Raw genomic sequence first — 16,003 nt, 5'->3', positions numbered from 1 at the left:
TTCAATCCCTCTTACTTTCAACAAGCCCGCTTTCCTGCTGTTCATACTGTCGACCGCAGCTCTTGCAGTGAAGATCTCCTTCCAGAATTGAGCCGCATTCGCAGGCCCAACCCTTCTGCTTGGCGGGAACCCCCACCATCAGGGCATGATCGGGGACATCCTTGGTCACCACCGCCCCGCTTCCTATAAGTGCCCATCTTCCGATGGTTATGCCGCAAACAATGGTTGCATTGGCCCCGATGGAGGCTCCTTCCTTTACCAGCGTCTTCAGATAGCCAGCCCTCCCCTTGGGGTACTTCGCCCTGGGGGTCAGGTCGTTGGTGAACACACAGGAGGGGCCGCAGAACACATGGTTCTCCAGTGTCACACCTTCATACAACGAAACATTATTCTGGATCTTGCAGCCGTTGCCGATTGTTACATTGTTGGAGACGTTCACGTTCTGTCCGAGCGAGCAGTTCTCGCCGATCGTTGCTCCGCTTTGGATGTGGCAGAAGTGCCAGATCTTTGTCCCTTTGCCTATGGTTACCTTGTCATCCACGTAGGATGAGGGATGCACATACCATTCATCCATCAGGAGAACCTCCCGGTAAAATCGGTTGTGGCACACGCTTCCAAGGGAAGCTTCACCGGCCTTCCCTCGGCAGCTGACTTGTATATAGCCAGTACCAGTTCCAGGGCACGTTTGCCGTCCTCGGCTGTCACCTTCGGCTGCCGATCAGTCCTGATTGCATCGATTACATCTGCGAACAAGGGGGTGTGGCCGAAGCCGTACACGTTCGGCGGATTCTCGTGGTAGGTGGCTTTCACCTCATCGGCGTCGTCGAGCATATCGGCGAACCGCCACTCCTCGATGATGTTCACCGACTGGCCCCCGGCCTTCACCGTCCCCTTCTCGCCGAACAGGTAGAGCGTCTCCTCCAGGTTCTTCGGATAAATGTCCGTGGTTCCTTCGATGATGCCGTAGGAGCCGTTGGCGAACCGGATGAGGGCGATGCCCAGGTCCTCTGCCTCGATGTAGGGATGGTTGAGCTTGTCGGTGTAGGCGAATACCTCAGTCACCTCGTTTCCCATCATCCATCTTAAAAGGTCAATGTTGTGGATGCACTGGTTCATTAGTGCTCCTCCGTCCTGCTCCCAGGTGCCTCGCCAGGAAGCACGGTCGTAATATTCATGACCCCGGTTCCAGCGGATGTGGGCCGTACCGTAGAACAAGCGACCGAACCGCCGCTGGTCCATCGCCTCGCGGATCTTCACCACCGACTTGTTGAAACGGTTCTGGTGGCATGCACAGACCTTGACGTTATGCTTTCTTGCTTCCTCAATTATTGCATCTGCATCCTCTATCGACAATGCTATCGGTTTCTCAACAATGATGTTTATGCCTCGTCTGATGCACTCCAGGGCGATCGCGGCATGCTTTCCGCTCTCGGTGCAGATGGAGACCAGCTCGGGCTTCTGTTCGTCGAGCATCAGCTGATAGTCATCGTACTGTGCAACTTTCGAAGCATCCAATTTGAACTTAAGAATCTTGTCTTCAAGCATGGCTGCATCGATGTCGCACAGGCCAACTATCTCAAGTTTGTTTGCTTGGGCCGCAGCCAGATGGTTCGGAGAAATCCTCCCACAGCCGATCAATGCATATCTCATCACAGCACCTCTATGTTGTCGCGGTTCTTGATTGCCTTCATCACGTTCTTGGTGTCGAAAATTGCTTTTGCATGCTGCTGTACAAAGCCATAATCCAAATTGCTGTGCGCGGCAGTGACCATTACCAGGTCGGACTCTTGCAGAGTCTTGTGTTTTGTCAAGCAAAAATCCTTGGTCTAATCACCAGGGAATCCCGTGTCTAATCACGGGAAATTCCCGGGTTTTATCATCTGCACAGGAATCTATGCAGATATCCAGAAACTATGGCTTGTAATCAGGGACATCCTCATATTCATCCTCAATCACAAAGATCACGTTTGGATCCGTTTCCCCATGCAGCTGATGTGCAATTTTACCTTTCAGGTAGGCAAGCTTGTTGCCCAGGTAAGCCATCTCGTTCTCGATCTTGTCCAAGCCGTACAACAGTCGAAGCCTTCCTTCAGGGCTTTGGTACTGCATTACTATCTTTCTGGCCTGCTCATGCAGGTCCTGTTCCGAGTATTCATGCGGGCTGGGTTCTATCCCCAACCGGTCCAATATGATCTGCTCGAGCTCCTCGGTGAATTTTGTACCGTCGTATCGGTAACACGAACGCAATTCACGCAAGTATTGTTTGTCAACGACCATGTTCGTCACCCCCTTTCGACCGCTCGGATGCGGTCTTCCGCATCAATGCATGCTCCATCCGGTAGCTCTGCCCCTCGAACACAAGCAGGTGCCCATGGTGGATGAGCCTGTCGATCATTGCTGCAGCCATCTGCTGGTCGGTGAAGATGCCACCCCACTTGGAAAACTCGAGGTTCGTCGTAAGAATGAGGCTTTTGCTCTCGTAGCTGTCGCTGATGATGCGGAACAGGAGCTGGGACCCCTCCTTGTCCACCGGTACGTACCCCCACTCATCAAGAATGAGCAGATCCAGTCTGCGTATGTCCGACACCAAGCGTTCCAAGACTCCGTTCTTCCGTGCCTCGGCCAGTTTCAGCACCAGCTCGGTCACCGTATAGAACCGGGCTGCAAGGCCCATCTCGCAGGCCTTCATCCCCAGTGCTATGGCCATATGCGTTTTCCCGGTTCCCACCGGTCCATAGCAGACCAGGTTGGTCTTCCTGCCAATGAATTCGCAGCCTTCCAGTTCCACCCTGGTAATGGAAGGCGGCAGGCGCACATGAGAATAGTCGTAGCCTTCCATGCTCTTGGGCATGGGAAACCGGGCCCGGTTGAGCAGCCTGGAGCGTTTTGAGCGTTCCCGGCTCTCCACCTCCATTGACAGCACGTCATGCAGGAACTCTTCCTGCCTCGGCGTTGCCTGCTGGCACAACGCTACCAGTTGTTGGGAAAGGAACAGTTTCCGGCACATGTCCGATATCTCTTCCCTACGTTGGATGCGGATGGTTGAAGTCATCATCATGGCTGCACCCTCCGTTGTTCCAGAAGCTGGTCGTACAACGAAAGGTCGGGACCGGCGTCCAGGTCGGTTTGGTCCCCGAACTCCGCCATCCTCGCCGCAAACACCATTGCATCGCTGAACGGGGCGTTGCCGGGGTTCCTCAGCACCAGGTCGAACGCATCAAGTGCTCTTTCGAAGCTGTAGCGCTCGCTCAGCAGGTTCATCGTTCGCAGGGCATCCTTCAGCGATTCCCTGTCCAGCGCATCGAGATAATCGCGTACGGGGGAGGACACCATCTCCCTCACACCGCTGTTGGGCCACGCTCCCACATTTCTCATGAGTACGGCCATGGAGGTTCTTGGGTCGACGCTGTCGGACCGCTCCTTGCCGAATTTGCGGACGTGGCTCACCAGGATCTTGCGCTTCTCGTCATAGATGTCGACGGTGTGGGCCCGGATGCCCACCAGCACTTCGCTTCCCCGGTATTCGGGACGGGTTGAGTAATGGTGGTTGCCGTCAATCTCCACCTTCCCGTACCCGTCGGCCTTGGCGTACACATACCGACAGACATCAAAACGGTGTCGGGGCAGCGGCAGCAGTGCCTCGCGGTCCTGTTCGAAAAGCTCGCCTATGATTGTGTTCTTCTTGTAATGGGTATTTCCCTGAAAGCTCGTCGCCTGCTCCAGCAAGCCCTTGTTGTATTGCTGCAGGTCGTCGAACTCGGGCAGGGGAACGAACCGGTTCCTGCGGACCGTGCCGATTTTATTCTCGACGCACCCCTTTTCCCATCCACTACCCGGACTGCAGAATCGTATGGAGAAGCCGTAGTGAGCCCTGAATTGGGCGAAGAGCTTCGCTTCCCGTATCTCCTGCCCGATGCGACGACCTGCTCCGGTGGCATTGTCTATCACAACCAGGGGGAAGACTCCGCCGATGAACTCAAAGACGTCCTGAAAGCCCTGGCAGATGCATTCGCTGGTCTCTCCGTTGAACATCTGGGGAAAATCCGCATTTGAATTCGGAAACACGCAGACAAGATAATGCTTGCGCTGCTTGACGCCTCTTTCATAGCAGTCCGCCTCGCCGAAGTCCCCCTGGGCCTCACCCGGATGCCATACCAGCTCCTGGCAGGCCCTGTAACTCGAGCGTTGTGCACGTGTTTTCCTCACATACCGCGATACCGTTGGGTAGGAGCAACCGAATTCCGGATGCAGCTCCACCAACCTGTCATAGACGCGCTGGGCGGTATGGCGCTGTTTCGAATTCTCCTTTTCATCGTTGGAAAGCCATCCGTCTATCTGCGGCTTGTAGGGGTCCAGCTTGCTGGGCAACCCCTCCTTCTTTTGAGGCGGCTTCGGTGAGAAGTCTTCCATGCAGAGGTACTTCCTCGCCGTCTTCTCATCGACCGATACTTCCCTGGCAATCCTTGCCACTGAGTATCCCTCTTTCCTCAAATCTCTGATACAATTGATTTGGGACATGTTGAGCACTTCTCCTTTCTCCTTTAATGTATTTGTTTCTACATCAAAGGTTACTTTCCAAAGGGCAGCTTCTCAACTGTCCCTTTGAACAATCCCGGGAATTTCCCGTGATCAGACCAAGGAAGATGAAGTGATCTTTCTAGGGATTTTTAGTTTACGCTACACAAGTCTCCTTCGTGAGTTCCTTCAAACCCTGCACAGCCCTTCCCTTGTACCGGTACTCTGCCACCCAGGGGTCGTAGTAGGTCACTTCCGCCCCTTGCCTCTCCAGTATCTCGATGACCTTGAGTGCCGGACTCTCGCGGTAGTCGTCGATATCCTGCTTGTAGGCTACACCCAACACCAATACCTTCGATCCGTTGAGGGCTTTCCTGAACCTGTTCAGAATCTTGGAGGCACGCTCTACCGTGTATTCAGGCATGCGGTCGTTGATCATCATCGAGCTCTCTATCATCGACGTATGAAATCCGTACTCCCTCGCTTTCCAAGAAAGGTAGTAGGGATCGAGCGGGATGCAATGCCCGCCAAGTCCAGGGCCGGGATAGAAGGCCTGGAACCCATAGGGCTTGGTCTTCGCCGCATCGATTACTTCCCAGATACTTATGCCCATTTCATGGCAGAGCTTTGCAAGCTCGTTCACCAGCCCGATGTTCACATTACGATAGGTGTTCTCCAGAATTTTCTCCATCTCGGCTATAGCCGGGCTGGAAACTTCGTAGACATCACTGGAGAGTACGGCACGGTAGACGGCAGCAATAACTTCAGTGGCATCCTTGCCGATGCCTCCGACCACTTTGGGGGTGTTCTTTGTCTTGTAGATGAGATTGCCCGGATCGACACGCTCAGGAGAGAATCCAAGGTAAAAATCCTCACCGCAGACAAGCCCGGAACCTTTTTCCAACAACGGCTTTACCAATTCCTCGGTGGTACCGGGGTAGGTGGTGGACTCAAGGACTACGATGGATTCCTTTTTTAAGTACTTAGAAATCTCAATAACTGAATCCCTCACATAGAAAATATCCGGTTGCTGGTGCTCGTCCAAAGGAGTAGGCACACAGATGGCAATGAAGTCGCAGTCGGCTACAAAGGAGAAGTCGCTGGTGGCACGAAGCATCCCCGACTTCACCAGGGCAGCAAGGTCTTCCTGCACCACATCGCCAATATAGTTGATGCCTTGGTTCACCATGTCCACTTTCTTCTGTTGGACATCGAAGCCGGTGGTCTTGAATCCTGCTTTGGCTTTCTCTACGGCAAGAGGGAGACCGACGTAGCCGAGACCGATGACCCCAATTTCAATTTCTCTATTTGTGATTTTTTCTAAACATTGGATTATATTCATTTTTCCACACTTATTCAAATATTTTTATTAGCATGCGGTTGAAGAATCAAACGATCAACTAAAGTCAGATAATCGAGGTTATCCTTCGCAAAAATATAAGATTCTTGTCGTTTACTAGAAATTTGTCCCGGAAAATCTAGGATTTTTTTGAGAGTATGCTTTAAACATGAAGGAGTCGCAATCTGATAGTAAATTTCTTTTGGAATATAGTTATATGTATCAACTGGATTTATTGAGACTCCTACACACTTTCTGCATAATGCAGTTAGAAATGTGGAAGACACTGATAATTGAACATATATATCGCAAGCACAAAGTAGTTCACTTAATTGACTTGAATTTTTCCATCCAAAATATTTGATTCTATCAGAATTTTCATGGATTAACGTCATTACATCATCGTAGATATCATTTTCAATACCTCCAATTATCCAGAGTTGCGAATCCTGTACGCCAGCATAGAGAAATGAATTAATTATTTCTATGGTATACTTTGACTTGTTTAGTTTTCCAGTATGACATATTACTTGACATTCATTGCTCACAGAATTTTGAGTCCTTATCTGTTTCCGAGTTACTAAATACTGATCATCCGATAAAATGAAATCCCCAAGTGGAAATAATTCCAGTTTTTGGGTTGGAATATGGAAATTATTTTCTAAAAAATATTTCTCACCATTTCCGATATAAAATATCTTCATCGACTTTTCTGACGCTCTTCTCACATAATTGCCTAAGATTAACTGATAACGGAGATATTTCGAAACCCAATTCTTTCCAGAATTATAGAAAGCAGCATGATTATCAAAAAAAATAGTCGTTTTAGGATTATGGTTTACATAAATGACTGAATTTTTAATCTCCAAACCACAAATATTCATGTGATAAATTATGTCTGGCTGGAAATCTTCCAAAGCTTGAGATAATCCTTTCATTTTCCAAAGTTTATGCGCTAGGTAATTACCTTTCCAAGCAAATGAAATTCGTTTAACGGCCAAATTATCATAAACATAATCTCCAGGACTAAAACGCTCAATTTTGTCTTGAACATAACTTTCAGTCGAGGCAATCAAACTTACATTATGCCCAAGAACTTGAAAAGCTTTCGCTAGTTGATTTTCCATATAGGAAAAGCTTGGTGAATAGGTAAAACAAACAATCACAATCTTCATTTCTAACTTCTTTTAAGAATTATTAATGTGTAACTTTTAAATCTTAGGTTTCCCTAACCGACTAGAGGACCGTCAATCTTGATGTTCAGGTCGGTACACAGCTTCCGGGTATTCTTGGTGAACTGCGACAATCTCCACTGTCCGTGGATCTTGTTCGCCCGAATTCCTTCAAGGGTCCTGAGCACATCCTTGAAGGAATACCTGCCCGCCAGGTTTGCCTGGGCGACGTGGTCGAGGATGCTGTACAGCATCTGAAGGGCCAGGTGGTTGACGAACAGCCACCCCTCGAAGGTATCCTGGTCCTGCATGAAACTGGCGTCCAGATCCAGGGTGTCGTCGTAGCATTTGGAATTCTGCTCGATCTCCTGTCGTGTCTTGTACAAGGCATAGATCTGGGACTCGTCGAGGTCCAGGCGGTCGGTCTTGAGTATGAGAGTGCCGATTTCGCTGCGCTGCTGTACATTGCTGGCGACGTCGATGCTCTGCATCGCGGCAATCTGCTCGTCGGTGAGCTTGCTCTTGCCTTTGCTGCGTCGTGCCCCCTCCTTTTGCAGCGCGGCTGCCATGGTATTGTTCTTCTTCTCGAGGCGGCAGATGAGATCGTTCGTCTCATGCATGGCAAGCAGCATGTCGTAATAGACCACGACCTTGCATCTATCCTTGGTACCGGATATCCAGAATACGCTGCGCTGGCGGAAGTTGAACGCATTGGCGTACAGCGATGTGTTCGCAGGGATCTGCGCCTCGGTCGTGTTCCTTCTCAGCGGGATGATGTAGTGCATCCCAGACCCGGTGATGGCACTGAAGTCGTCCTCGGACCCGAAGCCCTTGTCCACTATCACGGTGATGCCGGAACCCCCAATCCCCGCCTCATCCCCGATGTCGGGAAGCGCCAGGCAGTCGGGCACGCTGCCTGCGAACTGTTTGTAGTACAGCGGAAGCCTCGTCCCGTCCTTCCTCCCGAACAGGTACAGCAGGTTGATCTGCGGCTCGTAGCGCATCCTGCTGTCGTAGCTCATCTGCGTGAGCGGCATGTTCCGCGATTCGCTGATGATCCGGTGCCCGTCGACAAGGATGAAGCCGCTGTAGGCGGACAGGCCGTCCCTCATGTAGGAGCAGATGCCGTCGCGGTTTCTTCCCAGCTCCCTCATGACATGGGTGAGCGAGGGGGCGGACAGCCCGAGGCGGGGGAACAGGACCGAAAGATAGCTGGTCTCATAACAGGTCTGCACCCGCTTCAGCGAGGCCTCCCCGATGCACTTGAGCGCGGCAAGGGTGAAAACCGTCTTCCAGGTGTCGGGGAAGAACCGCCTCAAGCCGTCCATCATGGCCCCGTTGGCCTGGTACAGGTAGCTGCAGGCCCCGTACTCGACGCACTGAACCTCCCTCAGTTCTTGCTCGGAGACCTTCTCCTTCTTGGGGGGTGAACCCATCCTCGGTGATGGCGCCCAGGAGCGCGCCTGATTTCTTCTTCTTGCGCTTTATCTGTGGGTCGTAGACGCTCTTGCGCTCATACAGGTAGTAGTGGCCGTTGATGAGCTTGATCTCGGTGCCGGCGGGCCTTTTGAAGGACTGGATGAACTGCGGTTTCTGTGTCATCTTGGGTCTCCCTATTTAGGTATACCCATTATAGTATGACACCTCAAATTCCCGTCCCAGTTATATCTAGGGATTAGATAATTCTTTTAAATAGTTGCATATAATGTCGGAAAGTGCGTGACAAAAGCTCTAAACATAGGTATAATTGTATCTATGATAGATGCCAATGCAAAACCGATGAAAATCATCCGTGTCACCAACAAGAAGAACGGTGTCACCTACCTCTACGAGGACCAGGCCTTCTGGAACAGCGAGAAGAAGCGCGGCGAGCACAAGCGAAAGTGCATCGGCCGACTCGGTCCGGATGGAAGCGAGATATACAACGATTTCTACCTGGCCAGGAAGGAAGCCTCCAAGGCCGAGAATCCGCTTGTCTCGAAAACCACCCTGATGGGACAGAACCTCATCCTGGACAAGGTGGTCAAGGACGTCGGCATACAGCCTGTTCTGAAGGAAGCCTTCGGAGCCGACGATGCCGATGCCATCCTTCAGCTTGCACGGTACAGCGTCTGCGAGGGCAAGGCCCTCAGCAGAGCCGAGGACTGGCTGAACGATCGTGGTTTCAACGGCAACGCCCTTTGCTCGCAGCGGATCAGCGAGCTGCTTGCCTCCCTGTCCGACGACAGGCGCAACACCTTCTTCAAGCTTTGGATTGCCAAGCAGGCGAAGAAAAAGGCACTGCTTTTCGATATAACCTCGATTTCGTCCTATGGAAAAAACAACACCTATGTGGAGCGGGGGTACAACCGGGACCACGAGAACCTGAGGCAGATAAACCTCGGCCTGCTCAGCGCCCACTCGTCGAACGTCCCTCTCTGGTACTCGGAATTGCCCGGGAGCATGTCCGATTCACTCGTCCTCGACCATGTGCTGCGCAGCCTGGAAAAGCTCGATGTGAAGGACATCAACCTGGTCGGCGACCGGGGCTTCTACAGCGAGGCGAACCTCAGGAACATAGCGGATAAGGGACAGAAGTTCACCATCCCCGTCCCCTCCAGCCTCAAGTGGCAGAAGGAATTGATCGACAAGGTCAGGCCCTCATGTGTTTTGTCAAGCAAAAATCCTTGGTCTAATCACCAGGGAATCCCGTGTCTAATCACGGGAAATTCCCGGGTTTTATCATCTGCACAGGAATCTATGCAGATATCCAGAAACTATGGCTTGTAATCAGGGACATCCTCATATTCATCCTCAATCACAAAGATCACGTTTGGATCCGTTTCCCCATGCAGCTGATGTGCAATTTTACCTTTCAGGTAGGCAAGCTTGTTGCCCAGGTAAGCCATCTCGTTCTCGATCTTGTCCAAGCCGTACAACAGTCGAAGCCTTCCTTCAGGGCTTTGGTACTGCATTACTATCTTTCTGGCCTGCTCATGCAGGTCCTGTTCCGAGTATTCATGCGGGCTGGGTTCTATCCCCAACCGGTCCAATATGATCTGCTCGAGCTCCTCGGTGAATTTTGTACCGTCGTATCGGTAACACGAACGCAATTCACGCAAGTATTGTTTGTCAACGACCATGTTCGTCACCCCCTTTCGACCGCTCGGATGCGGTCTTCCGCATCAATGCATGCTCCATCCGGTAGCTCTGCCCCTCGAACACAAGCAGGTGCCCATGGTGGATGAGCCTGTCGATCATTGCTGCAGCCATCTGCTGGTCGGTGAAGATGCCACCCCACTTGGAAAACTCGAGGTTCGTCGTAAGAATGAGGCTTTTGCTCTCGTAGCTGTCGCTGATGATGCGGAACAGGAGCTGGGACCCCTCCTTGTCCACCGGTACGTACCCCCACTCATCAAGAATGAGCAGATCCAGTCTGCGTATGTCCGACACCAAGCGTTCCAAGACTCCGTTCTTCCGTGCCTCGGCCAGTTTCAGCACCAGCTCGGTCACCGTATAGAACCGGGCTGCAAGGCCCATCTCGCAGGCCTTCATCCCCAGTGCTATGGCCATATGCGTTTTCCCGGTTCCCACCGGTCCATAGCAGACCAGGTTGGTCTTCCTGCCAATGAATTCGCAGCCTTCCAGTTCCACCCTGGTAATGGAAGGCGGCAGGCGCACATGAGAATAGTCGTAGCCTTCCATGCTCTTGGGCATGGGAAACCGGGCCCGGTTGAGCAGCCTGGAGCGTTTTGAGCGTTCCCGGCTCTCCACCTCCATTGACAGCACGTCATGCAGGAACTCTTCCTGCCTCGGCGTTGCCTGCTGGCACAACGCTACCAGTTGTTGGGAAAGGAACAGTTTCCGGCACATGTCCGATATCTCTTCCCTACGTTGGATGCGGATGGTTGAAGTCATCATCATGGCTGCACCCTCCGTTGTTCCAGAAGCTGGTCGTACAACGAAAGGTCGGGACCGGCGTCCAGGTCGGTTTGGTCCCCGAACTCCGCCATCCTCGCCGCAAACACCATTGCATCGCTGAACGGGGCGTTGCCGGGGTTCCTCAGCACCAGGTCGAACGCATCAAGTGCTCTTTCGAAGCTGTAGCGCTCGCTCAGCAGGTTCATCGTTCGCAGGGCATCCTTCAGCGATTCCCTGTCCAGCGCATCGAGATAATCGCGTACGGGGGAGGACACCATCTCCCTCACACCGCTGTTGGGCCACGCTCCCACATTTCTCATGAGTACGGCCATGGAGGTTCTTGGGTCGACGCTGTCGGACCGCTCCTTGCCGAATTTGCGGACGTGGCTCACCAGGATCTTGCGCTTCTCGTCATAGATGTCGACGGTGTGGGCCCGGATGCCCACCAGCACTTCGCTTCCCCGGTATTCGGGACGGGTTGAGTAATGGTGGTTGCCGTCAATCTCCACCTTCCCGTACCCGTCGGCCTTGGCGTACACATACCGACAGACATCAAAACGGTGTCGGGGCAGCGGCAGCAGTGCCTCGCGGTCCTGTTCGAAAAGCTCGCCTATGATTGTGTTCTTCTTGTAATGGGTATTTCCCTGAAAGCTCGTCGCCTGCTCCAGCAAGCCCTTGTTGTATTGCTGCAGGTCGTCGAACTCGGGCAGGGGAACGAACCGGTTCCTGCGGACCGTGCCGATTTTATTCTCGACGCACCCCTTTTCCCATCCACTACCCGGACTGCAGAATCGTATGGAGAAGCCGTAGTGAGCCCTGAATTGGGCGAAGAGCTTCGCTTCCCGTATCTCCTGCCCGATGCGACGACCTGCTCCGGTGGCATTGTCTATCACAACCAGGGGGAAGACTCCGCCGATGAACTCAAAGACGTCCTGAAAGCCCTGGCAGATGCATTCGCTGGTCTCTCCGTTGAACATCTGGGGAAAATCCGCATTTGAATTCGGAAACACGCAGACAAGATAATGCTTGCGCTGCTTGACGCCTCTTTCATAGCAGTCCGCCTCGCCGAAGTCCCCCTGGGCCTCACCCGGATGCCATACCAGCTCCTGGCAGGCCCTGTAACTCGAGCGTTGTGCACGTGTTTTCCTCACATACCGCGATACCGTTGGGTAGGAGCAACCGAATTCCGGATGCAGCTCCACCAACCTGTCATAGACGCGCTGGGCGGTATGGCGCTGTTTCGAATTCTCCTTTTCATCGTTGGAAAGCCATCCGTCTATCTGCGGCTTGTAGGGGTCCAGCTTGCTGGGCAACCCCTCCTTCTTTTGAGGCGGCTTCGGTGAGAAGTCTTCCATGCAGAGGTACTTCCTCGCCGTCTTCTCATCGACCGATACTTCCCTGGCAATCCTTGCCACTGAGTATCCCTCTTTCCTCAAATCTCTGATACAATTGATTTGGGACATGTTGAGCACTTCTCCTTTCTCCTTTAATGTATTTGTTTCTACATCAAAGGTTACTTTCCAAAGGGCAGCTTCTCAACTGTCCCTTTGAACAATCCCGGGAATTTCCCGTGATCAGACCAAGGAAGATGAAGTGATCTTTCTAGGGATTTTTAGTTTACGCTACACACCCTCAATCCGAAGACCCGCCAACATCATCCGCAATCCCGAGGACGACAAGTCCTACATCTATGGCGTCACCGACTACAAGACCGAGTCCTACGGCAGGACCTGGAGGCATGTCTACTTCGACCCCGTCAGGAAGGAGCAGGACATCGCATCGCTGATGCTCAAGCTGAGAAAGTGCGAGGAGGAGCTTGCAGGCGGGGATGCCTTCGAGAAGCACAGGAACCTGTACGACACCTACTTCACCGTCAAGGATACCCCCAAGCGGGGAAGGAAGGTCAGCCTGAACGAGGAGGCCGTCAATGCCTACATCGACGGCTACAGCGGGTTCTGGATCATCCTCACCAATGCACAGAAGGATGCATCCAAGGCCCTGGGGCACTACAACCGCAGGTGCGACATCGAGCTGCACTTCGACGACATGAAGAACCTCTTGGACTGCAACAGGCTCAACGTGCACACAGAGAAGACCATGAAGGGCAGGCTTTTCGTCAACTTCATCACCCTCATCCTGCTCAACGACCTGAGAGGCAAGGTCTCGGCCATCAAGCCCAGGAACAGGAAGTACTGGGATTTCAAGGACATGCTGAACAAGGTGTCGACCTATTCCAGAATCCACTTCACCGGCACCTACAAGGACCTGTGGACGGTGCCCACCAAGGCCCAGAGGCTGATCTTCAGCCTCTTAAAGATAGAGTACCATTGGAAGGGAAAGATAGTGAATCTTGAGAAGCCAATGGAGTCTGAAGAAGATGACGAACAGGAAGACGAGGAGGCCTAGATATAATTAGGTCGGGAATTTGAGATGACACCTCCCCGACAACAAGTGAAAAGGTGGTTCCCTGATATGAATTTATGAATATTCAGGCTCCCTTTTCGGGAGCCCTAAAAACTAAAAGTTACAGATTAAAAGTTGTTCTTACTATATAGTAGTTGAAAGTAAAAAATCAGAATAGTTATAGATGTATTCTTCTCGTGAATACTTGCAGTCAGAAATAATCAATAAAATATTATCCGGAGAAAAGCACTTCATCGACTTCCAAAGCATTTTATCCACGAATAAGCATTGAAACGGGGAATCTAGCAAGTATTCAACTTTATCGAACCCGTCATCAACTTCAACAACACACGAACCTTGTAAAGAAATAAAGCCAAAACGTGATTCTTTGTTTGCATGATTGCCCCTAGAAATTGTTGGATCCGTATTAAAATCATAAAAGACTCTGCGAATAGGGAAAGGGAACTCTTTATTCTCCTCAAGAACAACAAGACTGCCTCTTTCATCACCAAGTTCTTTCAAATCGATCAAATAATGTTTCTTATTCATACTCATTCATCACCTTGATAACATAATCAATTTCTACGTTCTGCATGCCATTATAAATTGGAATCGAGACGATTGAATGCGAAAACTTTTCAGTAATCGGAAAATCACCCACATGGTACCCAAGGTGTTTATATGCTTCCGACAAATGTGGAGGTGTTGGATAGTGCACATCAGATTGTATCCCATTAACCTTGAGATACGTCCGAAATCGTTCCTGTTCCTCAACTTGCACTACATAAAGGTGCCAAACATGTGTTGCCTTATCTGCAATTTTAGGTTTAGAAATTCTTGGATTTGTAATCTCTGCGTTATAGCGTTCTGCAATTGAATTACGTTCTTGATTGATAGCATCCATATGGGTCAGTTTTATTCGCAGAAATGCAGCTTGTATCTCATCCAACCGAGCATTATGCCCAGCAACAAGATTTTGGTATCTGACTCTGCTCCCATAGTTTCGCAGCATTTTCAGCAGAGTCGCCGTATGCTCATTCTTCGTGACAACACATCCAGCATCCCCGAGAGCGCCTAGATTCTTCGTAGGATAAAAACTAAAGAATCCAAGATCTCCAAAGGTACCTGAGTATTGACCATTATACTTGGAGAAATGGGACTGCGCACAATCTTCAAGCAGAAACAAGTTGTTCTCTTTACAAAATTCAACAACTGAATCCATCTCAGATGTCTGCCCATATAAATGAGTTACCAATACAGCTTTAGTTTTAGAAGTAATTTTTAATTTCAACAAGCCTGCATCAATGTTATAAAAGTCATTTGGTTCAACAAATATTGGAGTTGCTCCGTTCCATGTTACACCAAGTACAGTCGCTATGTACGTATTTGCCTGCATGATTACTTCATCACCGACTCCGATACCCAAAGCCTGACATCCAAGCTTTATTGCATTCAGTCCATTATCAATTCCAATACAATAAGGGATCTCAAGCTTAGCAGCAAATTCCTGTTCAAATAATTCAACTTCCTTCCCAAGAACAAACCATCCACTTCGTATTACCTCGAGAGCCTTTTTCTCAAGTTCCACCTGAAATGGTAAATTTACCCGATGAAGATCGTTTACAGGAATATTCATATACTTTTCCTCAATTTTCTAAGAGATACAATATCTGAAAGACTTGTTATCTTAAAGGGCATTACATAGTTCTGGATAACACGTAATAATGGATTCTGATAGTATGATTTTTTAATAGTGAAAATAAGTTGATACTCATCATGTAACATTGCCCTAATCATTTCGATATGCTTTAAATATGGGAGATAAATCGCATTTTTCATCTTCCGATCTTTCGTCCCCGACCTAAGATTCACCAGATTGAATGGTAGATACCGAATATTCTGGAAATGATAAAACACTAGAGGAAATGTAGACTGATTATATATCAGGATCTTCCTATTTTCATCGAATAAAGAATATTGGGCAATGTTCCAAGGTGCCACCCCTCCGCCCAAATGTTGCAACTCATGAACGCAGGAATAATCGTTAGTCCAAGCTTCAAGATACTTTTGATCTCCCATTCTTTCTCCATTAGGAGTATAAAAGCACCAATCAAGACATTGCTCTTTCCAAGTTCCCAAAACTTCTTTCGCTTGTTTGTTATTTAGAAATGTATTGAATTGCACACAATACTTGCCAGCTCTCTCAACCATCTGTTTCTGTTCCGATGGAGGAAATCGGTGCTCAGTGATGATTACAGATTTATTCGAATCTTGTAGCTCTTGGAATAATACTTTTGGAGATGCGAAAAAATATAAATCTGCATCAAGATATGTACAATGTGGCTCACTGAATTCTCTCAACACATAATCTATGGTAATTGGAGTACATGTCCAACAATACTCAGCAGCTGATCTTTCTTGTTTAACCTTGAGCATCTGTTCAGTTTCGAATTCTTTTAAAGAAACCAACCGCATCTTCTCATAATTTTGGCAAGAAAGAATATCATAAGCCCTCTGATCGAACGCAAATACGTAGAGTTTGAATTCATCCTCTACGCTACAGAGCGATTCGTATAAAGCAATCCCTTTATCAAGGTATTTTGAGTCGAACAATGTACAAAAAATCAACATGTATATCCTAGATATCCCTTATTATTATTGTTAGAAGCAATAA

Annotated in this window: 17 protein-coding genes; 2 read left to right on the top strand and 15 right to left on the bottom strand. The window is 49.9% G+C overall.

The features are described 5' to 3' along the window. Position 1: 1 nt before the first annotated feature. The 9 genes from MUG09_RS02100 to MUG09_RS02060 all read right to left on the bottom strand — a co-directional run bounded on the left by MUG09_RS02100 (position 2) and on the right by MUG09_RS02060 (position 8,462). A complete protein-coding gene (locus MUG09_RS02100; protein WP_244773033.1) occupies positions 2 to 574 on the bottom strand; it encodes an acyltransferase in 573 nt (190 codons plus the stop codon). Beyond that, entirely contained in the window at positions 574 to 1,650 is a 1,077-nt protein-coding gene (locus tag MUG09_RS02095; protein WP_244773031.1) for a Gfo/Idh/MocA family protein, read from the bottom strand. The genes MUG09_RS02100 and MUG09_RS02095 overlap by 1 nt, the downstream gene beginning before the upstream one ends. Then, positions 1,650 to 1,811, bottom strand: coding sequence for a hypothetical protein (locus tag MUG09_RS02090; protein ID WP_244773029.1), 162 nt, complete (start codon positions 1,809 to 1,811; stop codon positions 1,650 to 1,652). The genes MUG09_RS02095 and MUG09_RS02090 overlap by 1 nt, the downstream gene beginning before the upstream one ends. A 100-nt stretch (positions 1,812 to 1,911) precedes the next feature. Further along, positions 1,912 to 2,277 carry a hypothetical protein gene (locus tag MUG09_RS02085; RefSeq protein ID WP_244771476.1) on the bottom strand — a complete coding sequence of 122 codons (366 nt, stop codon included), beginning with the start codon at positions 2,275 to 2,277 and terminating at the stop codon, positions 1,912 to 1,914. Then, the gene (gene istB, locus MUG09_RS02080; RefSeq protein ID WP_244771475.1) at positions 2,267 to 3,058 is read right to left on the bottom strand and encodes an IS21-like element helper ATPase IstB; all 792 of its coding nucleotides are present in this window, start codon (positions 3,056 to 3,058) and stop codon (positions 2,267 to 2,269) included. Before istB (MUG09_RS02080) ends, MUG09_RS02085 begins: the two co-directional genes overlap by 11 nt. Continuing rightward, positions 3,055 to 4,518: an IS21 family transposase gene (istA, locus tag MUG09_RS02075; RefSeq protein ID WP_244771474.1), complete on the bottom strand. Its 1,464-nt coding sequence runs from the start codon at positions 4,516 to 4,518 to the stop codon at positions 3,055 to 3,057. Before istA (MUG09_RS02075) ends, istB (MUG09_RS02080) begins: the two co-directional genes overlap by 4 nt. A 154-nt stretch (positions 4,519 to 4,672) precedes the next feature. Then, positions 4,673 to 5,857 carry a nucleotide sugar dehydrogenase gene (locus MUG09_RS02070; RefSeq protein WP_244773027.1) on the bottom strand — a complete coding sequence of 395 codons (1,185 nt, stop codon included), beginning with the start codon at positions 5,855 to 5,857 and terminating at the stop codon, positions 4,673 to 4,675. Positions 5,858 to 5,871: 14 nt separating this feature from the next. After that, complete coding sequence (locus MUG09_RS02065) at positions 5,872 to 7,029, bottom strand: glycosyltransferase family protein (RefSeq protein WP_244773025.1); 1,158 nt, start codon at positions 7,027 to 7,029, stop codon at positions 5,872 to 5,874. A gap of 53 nt (positions 7,030 to 7,082) precedes the next feature. After that, entirely contained in the window at positions 7,083 to 8,462 is a 1,380-nt protein-coding gene (locus MUG09_RS02060; protein ID WP_425314087.1) for an IS1634 family transposase, read from the bottom strand. Positions 8,463 to 8,781: 319 nt separating this feature from the next. Between MUG09_RS02060 and MUG09_RS02050 the strand changes: the two genes are divergently transcribed. After that, positions 8,782 to 9,795 (top strand): IS1634 family transposase, encoded by a 1,014-nt coding sequence (locus MUG09_RS02050; RefSeq protein WP_244773014.1) that lies wholly within the window; start codon positions 8,782 to 8,784, stop codon positions 9,793 to 9,795. Here MUG09_RS02050 and MUG09_RS02045 read toward each other — a convergent pair. Genes MUG09_RS02045 through istA (MUG09_RS02035) form a run of 3 tightly spaced genes read right to left on the bottom strand, consistent with a single transcriptional unit; the run spans position 9,783 to position 12,389 of the window. Then, the gene (locus MUG09_RS02045; RefSeq protein WP_244771476.1) at positions 9,783 to 10,148 is read right to left on the bottom strand and encodes a hypothetical protein; all 366 of its coding nucleotides are present in this window, start codon (positions 10,146 to 10,148) and stop codon (positions 9,783 to 9,785) included. The two genes, MUG09_RS02050 and MUG09_RS02045, sit on opposite strands and share 13 nt — an antisense overlap. Further along, positions 10,138 to 10,929, bottom strand: a complete 792-nt coding sequence (istB, locus tag MUG09_RS02040; protein ID WP_244771475.1) for an IS21-like element helper ATPase IstB — start codon at positions 10,927 to 10,929, stop codon at positions 10,138 to 10,140. The genes MUG09_RS02045 and istB (MUG09_RS02040) overlap by 11 nt, the downstream gene beginning before the upstream one ends. Further along, the gene (istA, locus tag MUG09_RS02035; RefSeq protein ID WP_244771474.1) at positions 10,926 to 12,389 is read right to left on the bottom strand and encodes an IS21 family transposase; all 1,464 of its coding nucleotides are present in this window, start codon (positions 12,387 to 12,389) and stop codon (positions 10,926 to 10,928) included. Before istA (MUG09_RS02035) ends, istB (MUG09_RS02040) begins: the two co-directional genes overlap by 4 nt. A 130-nt stretch (positions 12,390 to 12,519) precedes the next feature. Between istA (MUG09_RS02035) and MUG09_RS02030 the strand changes: the two genes are divergently transcribed. Then, a complete protein-coding gene (locus MUG09_RS02030) occupies positions 12,520 to 13,332 on the top strand; it encodes an IS1634 family transposase (RefSeq protein ID WP_244773005.1) in 813 nt (270 codons plus the stop codon). Between the two features lie 141 nt (positions 13,333 to 13,473). Here MUG09_RS02030 and MUG09_RS02025 read toward each other — a convergent pair whose 3' ends face one another. The 3 genes from MUG09_RS02025 to MUG09_RS02015 are packed head-to-tail and all read right to left on the bottom strand — an operon-like array spanning position 13,474 to position 15,960. After that, positions 13,474 to 13,878: a sugar 3,4-ketoisomerase gene (locus MUG09_RS02025; protein ID WP_244773003.1), complete on the bottom strand. Its 405-nt coding sequence runs from the start codon at positions 13,876 to 13,878 to the stop codon at positions 13,474 to 13,476. Further along, a complete protein-coding gene (locus MUG09_RS02020) occupies positions 13,871 to 14,965 on the bottom strand; it encodes a DegT/DnrJ/EryC1/StrS family aminotransferase (RefSeq protein ID WP_244773000.1) in 1,095 nt (364 codons plus the stop codon). The genes MUG09_RS02025 and MUG09_RS02020 overlap by 8 nt, the downstream gene beginning before the upstream one ends. Continuing rightward, positions 14,962 to 15,960: a hypothetical protein gene (locus MUG09_RS02015; RefSeq protein ID WP_244772999.1), complete on the bottom strand. Its 999-nt coding sequence runs from the start codon at positions 15,958 to 15,960 to the stop codon at positions 14,962 to 14,964. The genes MUG09_RS02020 and MUG09_RS02015 overlap by 4 nt, the downstream gene beginning before the upstream one ends. Positions 15,961 to 16,003 lie beyond the last annotated feature (43 nt).

The organism is Sphaerochaeta associata, from assembly GCF_022869165.1.
Classification (GTDB): domain Bacteria; phylum Spirochaetota; class Spirochaetia; order Sphaerochaetales; family Sphaerochaetaceae; genus Sphaerochaeta; species Sphaerochaeta associata.
The sequence above is the reverse complement of the archived record's forward strand: the minus strand, read 5'-3'. Positions and strand labels throughout refer to the sequence as shown.